A 4,976-nucleotide genomic window follows, 5' to 3' on the forward strand; every position below is an offset into this window, starting at 1 on the left:
GTTGCCATGCAGCACTCTTAAAGAAGAGCAATACCATGTATGGTTGTGTGTGCTGCATGAGAAAGATGAAAGGTTATGGTGTGCACAGCATAACGGCTAACCTTTTTTAATCAACTGTGTGATGAACCAAGATAGCCAGGTCAAGCACAACCTCATTGCGACCAGCCTCAATAACTCTAAATGGGACTCACCATAGAACGTCCAATCATATACAGAAAACGAACACCCTCTGGAGTTTTGCAGCTGTTACACGCAATCAACTTTCAAACTGCGTTAAATTCGAAATACTCTTACTCTTACGCATTCTGCTTAATCGATTAATACACCCGATATGCCAGTTTTGATGTACAAAATGGCATCAAAACTGGCATAACAGTTGCGCGTATCGATATGCACTCATAAAGGCAAACCGCATTCGCGCCCGAGCGGTGTCTTGACTCATAACATCCGGAGGAATCAGCTGGAATCTACTGGGGCAACATCTCCACTAAACACCCAGTTAAGTCCGATGAGCCGTTTAAGCGTGTAATCGCGTGTATAACTTAGCAAGCAACCACAGAATTACGCTTATGCTCACAATAACGAAGCTAGGTGGCATATCGAACATCGTAGAGAGAATCAAACCTCCCCACATCGATGCTAAACAGAGAAGAACAGTCATCAAAATGGCTCGCAAAGGGGATTGAGTAAGCATCATCGCTGTATCTGCTGGTGTAATAACAAGAGCAAAAATCAATAATGTTCCTACAGCAGGAACTGCTACAGTAATAACGCTTGCCATCATAACCATAAAAATAATACCCAAAACAGTAACAGGTAAACCTTTAGCACGCGCTACGCTCTCATCGAGAGAACTGAAAAGGAGCGGTCTAAAAATAAGAGCGAGTACGAGGATAAGCAGGCAATCAAGAAGAGCAAAAGATATTAGTTGATCGTTTGTAATAGTAAGTACTGAACCAAATAATATAGACTGCATTTGCTTTGCTGCGCCTGAAGAGAGATTAGAAAAATACAAACCCAAAGCAGTGGCAAAAGCTAAAACAGAGCCAGTAGCAACTTCTCTATCTGATGCTTTTTTACCTAAAGTTCCAATAGTCAAAGCACCCAAAAGCGAGAAAATACCCATACCCCACAAAACAGGAATGCCGAGAAGCACAGCTCCAGTTGCGCCTGGTAAACCAATATGAGCTAAAGCGTGCGCAGCAAAAGTAGATTTGCGAGTAATAACAAAATAACCTACAACGCCAGCAGCAACAGAGATAAGAACGCTGGCAATAAAAGCGCGTTGAACAAAGTCGGCTTGAAGAATTGTATGCCATAAAGGATTGTATTGCATGTTAAGCCTCGAAATTCTGGTTTGTGCTCGTAGAATCTGCAGAGATTGAAGCGGCTGGGGCGTGCGGATTATCAGCATGTTCTGCCAGTTCGATATGTTCAGTCTGTTCCATGTCTTCTGTCTGCTTGATATCTGTCTGCTCGCCCGAACAATTTTCCACGTAGTTTTCCTCTTTATGGTGAGGTGAATGCCATTGAGCGGCGTCCTGCGTAGGATGTTCATCATGAACTGTGCGACTTGGTGGCTCGACATCTGAATTATGCGTCACAAACATATCGCCCTGAGGTGTGGTAATGACTTCCACAGTTGTGCCATATAAATGAGTGAGAAGATTAGAATCGAGCATATTATTCATAGATGAATAATGAGGGTGTCCGTCAAGCAAATACACGGCTCCGGTCAGAATTGGCAGGAGAACATTCAAATCATGAGCCACAACTTGAATGGTCATACCAGTACGTTTATTAAGCTCTGCAAGCAGTTCAACAATAGAATGTTGGCTGGCAATATCCAAATTTGCCAGTGGCTCATCTAAAATAAGCAGCTCTGGTTTGTTAACCAAAGCTTGTGCAATAGCAGCACGCTGACGCTGACCTCCCGATAAATCGCGAATACGTGACTGCGCTTTGTGCATTAACCCCACAAAATCAAGAATGTCGTCAACAGCTTGTCTATCTGCATGAGAACTTGGCAGAAAGCCCCAACGAGAACCGCTAATACCGAGAAGAACAAAATCAAAAACAGTAATATTGCTTTCATTAATAGATGTGTAATTTTGAGGAACATAGCCAATACGCGCATTTTTCTTACCAGGCGCTGCGCCTAGAACGCGCAGACGTCCGGACGATAAAGGAATAATACCCAGCTCAGTAGATAGCATAGTGGTTTTTCCGGTACCATTTGTTCCCACAATCGCAGTTACGCTACCTGTAGGAATAGAGAAATTGCCGTGTGACCAAATAACACGGTGTGCGCGTTGAACCTCTGCATCAATAAATTCGATAGCAGGCTCGGAAGTCTTAGCAGGCTCGGAAGCTTGAGCGTGCGTGTGCGCGTCTGGTTGCGCAGTCTGTGCGGTCTGAGTATCCCGCGTAGGCTGCGCAACAACGCTCTGCTCTTGCGGCTGCACAGATTTATCAGTGTGAGAAAAAGACGACATGATAATCTTTCAGTATTATTTCAGTATTATATGGTGTGGCTCTTTAGAGAACGACAGTAAAGACATTTAAGACAACGAAAAGCATAGATAGTGACGAAAGTAAGAAGAAAATGGGCGCTGAGCTTGTTACTCAACACCCTGTTTCCATCTGCTATCCATGACTGACAAAACTATTGAGTTTTATTAATCATGGTCATGATCATGATCACTGTGTTCAGACTGCTCATACACAGTGGTATCTGGATTTACACCCGTGTCTAAGGTTGCGGTCAAGTTTTCTACCAAGGCCTTAATCCATGCATGCAAAGTAGTGTATTGCGATGGAATTTGCTCAGTAATATTGACTACAGGAATATCAGACTTTCCAGCTGTTCCAGTGAGCATATTCGTTGCGTCAGAACTTTCCTGAGGATTATTCACAAGGAACTTAATCTGGTGACCTTCAATAATACTCTGGAAAGCTTGCAAATCTGCTGCAGTTGGCTCTGACTCATTCGCGCTCGCATTAGCATAGCCTTCTGGAGTTACGTCCTTCAATCCCAAATCAGAGTAGAGATAGTAGGCAACAGATTCAGTTGCAGCGTATGGGGTATCGGCATACTTGTTCTTGAACTCGTTCATAGTATTGTCGAGTTCGGTTTCGCTCTTCAACCATGCATCATATTGCTTCTGGAAATAATCCTTCGAAGCAGGAAGAAGCTGAGCATAAGTTTTCTTTAAGGACTCTGCTACTGCTTTACGCGCATCGGAAGAGAACCATAAATGTGGATTATCGCTTTCGCTAGCTCCAATAATAGAAGCTGCGTTCACGCTTTGCACCGATTTTGCGGAGGACAATGCCTTAGTCGCCCACTCATCGTAATGACCGCCATTAACCACAGCAATATTTGCTGATGTAAGCTGTGCAATTTCCGCTGTAGATGGTTCGTAATCATGTGCTTCTACATTGGAACTGTTAATAATGGACGTGACCTTTACGTGGTCGCCACCAATTTCTTGTGCTAACGAACCCCACTGATTAACAGAAGCTACAACTGTTAATGGATCTTTTGCTGTAGTTTTTTGTGAAGTATCTGCCTTTTTCTCTGTCTTGTCTGCAGATTTAGCACCACAAGCGCTCACAGAAAAGAGAGCCGCGCCCACAGTCAATGTGGCAACAGTACGGCGGATAATAGTTTTGACGTCAAAGTTTCGATGCATTTTCATCTTACTTGACTCTTTCTACCTTATGTATCAATGTCATAGTGTGCACAGAATGTATTCTATTGCACCACCTCATAGTACCATTAAAGACGTATTTACGCCACTAGAGGGATTCGTTACAGGGAGTTGAAGTAATGACTACAGCAGACAGCACATCGCATGACGGCACTGCGCACAATGTCGATGCTCATAGCACTTATAATGCTTATAATCGTGACGCAGGCAATTTCAAAAGTAATGAACAGTCTTTACGTATCAGTGGCACTGAATTAGCCCACAGTCTGAAAGCTGATTTAGCTCAGCGAGTAGAGAACTTAAAAAAGCAGGGCGTTACGTGCGGTTTGGGAACGATTTTAGTGGGTGAAGATGCTGGCTCTGTGAAATATGTAGCAGGCAAGCATAAAGATTGCGCTGAGATTGGCGTTAACTCTATTCGTATTAATTTGCCAGCAGAGGCAAGTGAAGACGACATTCTTGCCGCTGTTGAGCAGTTAAATAATGACCCTGCTTGTGACGGTTTTATTGTGCAACTTCCTTTACCTAAGCACGTCAATACACTGAAAGTATTGGAGAGTATTGCTCCAGAAAAAGATGCAGATGGCATGCATCCGATGAATGTAGGACAGTTAGTTTTGCACACAGATAGCGTTCCTGCTGTGCCTTTGCCTTGTACGCCACGAGGAGTTATCGCTTTACTTGAGTCAGCAGGTATTGATTTATTAGGCAAAGATGTCTGCGTGTTGGGTCGAGGTATAACTATCGGCCGTACAGTTGGTTTATTACTGAGTTTGCACGGATACGATGCGACGGTTATTAACTGCCATTCACGCACGCGCAATATTGAAGATAAAATTCGTCAGGCAGATATTGTTATTGCTGCTATGGGATCTGATTATTTTGTGAAACCACATATGATTAAGGACGGTGCTGTGCTTGTTGATGTGGGAGTTTCGCGTGTTTTCGTTGAAGACGAAGGTAAGTGGAAAATTCATGGCGATATTGACCCAGCATGTCACGCCAAAGCGAGTGCATACACTCCAAATCCAGGGGGAGTGGGTCCAATGACACGTGCTATGCTGTTGAAAAATATTGTAGAAATGGCGGAAAGAAAAGCTGCGTAATCTGATTAGTAATCTGATTATCTGCAGTCGGCTTTTTTGGGGTGAGCTTGCGATACTTAACCGGTTCTTTGTATTTTGGCGGGGTTTAAGGGGGGGATGTTGTCTAGTAGGTATCAGTTGATCCCTCTGACTGGTATGTGTTAAGACATCGCCCCGG

At 43.7% G+C, this 4,976-nt stretch carries 4 protein-coding genes; 1 reads left to right on the top strand and 3 read right to left on the bottom strand.

The genetic code is table 11. The features are described from left to right. Window positions 1–517: 517 nt before the first annotated feature. The 3 genes from HMPREF2909_RS01385 to HMPREF2909_RS01395 form a co-directional block, all read right to left on the bottom strand. Entirely contained in the window at window positions 518–1,351 is an 834-nt protein-coding gene (locus tag HMPREF2909_RS01385) for a metal ABC transporter permease (protein ID WP_071414946.1), read from the bottom strand. Next, complete coding sequence (locus tag HMPREF2909_RS01390; RefSeq protein ID WP_071414942.1) at window positions 1,338–2,495, bottom strand: metal ABC transporter ATP-binding protein; 1,158 nt, start codon at window positions 2,493–2,495, stop codon at window positions 1,338–1,340. Before HMPREF2909_RS01390 ends, HMPREF2909_RS01385 begins: the two co-directional genes overlap by 14 nt. Before the next feature lie 183 nt (window positions 2,496–2,678). Continuing rightward, window positions 2,679–3,701 carry a metal ABC transporter solute-binding protein, Zn/Mn family gene (locus tag HMPREF2909_RS01395; RefSeq protein ID WP_071414943.1) on the bottom strand — a complete coding sequence of 341 codons (1,023 nt, stop codon included), beginning with the start codon at window positions 3,699–3,701 and terminating at the stop codon, window positions 2,679–2,681. A gap of 131 nt (window positions 3,702–3,832) precedes the next feature. Between HMPREF2909_RS01395 and HMPREF2909_RS01400 the strand changes: the two genes are divergently transcribed. Continuing rightward, a complete protein-coding gene (locus HMPREF2909_RS01400) occupies window positions 3,833–4,819 on the top strand; it encodes a bifunctional methylenetetrahydrofolate dehydrogenase/methenyltetrahydrofolate cyclohydrolase (RefSeq protein WP_084797191.1) in 987 nt (328 codons plus the stop codon). Window positions 4,820–4,976 lie beyond the last annotated feature (157 nt).

The sequence above is a fragment of the Alloscardovia sp. HMSC034E08 genome (assembly GCF_001813415.1).
GTDB lineage: Bacteria > Actinomycetota > Actinomycetes > Actinomycetales > Bifidobacteriaceae > Alloscardovia > Alloscardovia omnicolens.

Coding starts and splice junctions, on each gene's coding strand:
- HMPREF2909_RS01395 (WP_071414943.1), bottom strand. CDS start 3,701: ATGAAAATGCATCGAAACTTTGACGTCAAAACTATTATCCGCCGTACT.
- HMPREF2909_RS01400 (WP_084797191.1), top strand. CDS start 3,833: ATGACTACAGCAGACAGCACATCGCATGACGGCACTGCGCACAATGTC.
- HMPREF2909_RS01390 (WP_071414942.1), bottom strand. CDS start 2,495: ATGTCGTCTTTTTCTCACACTGATAAATCTGTGCAGCCGCAAGAGCAG.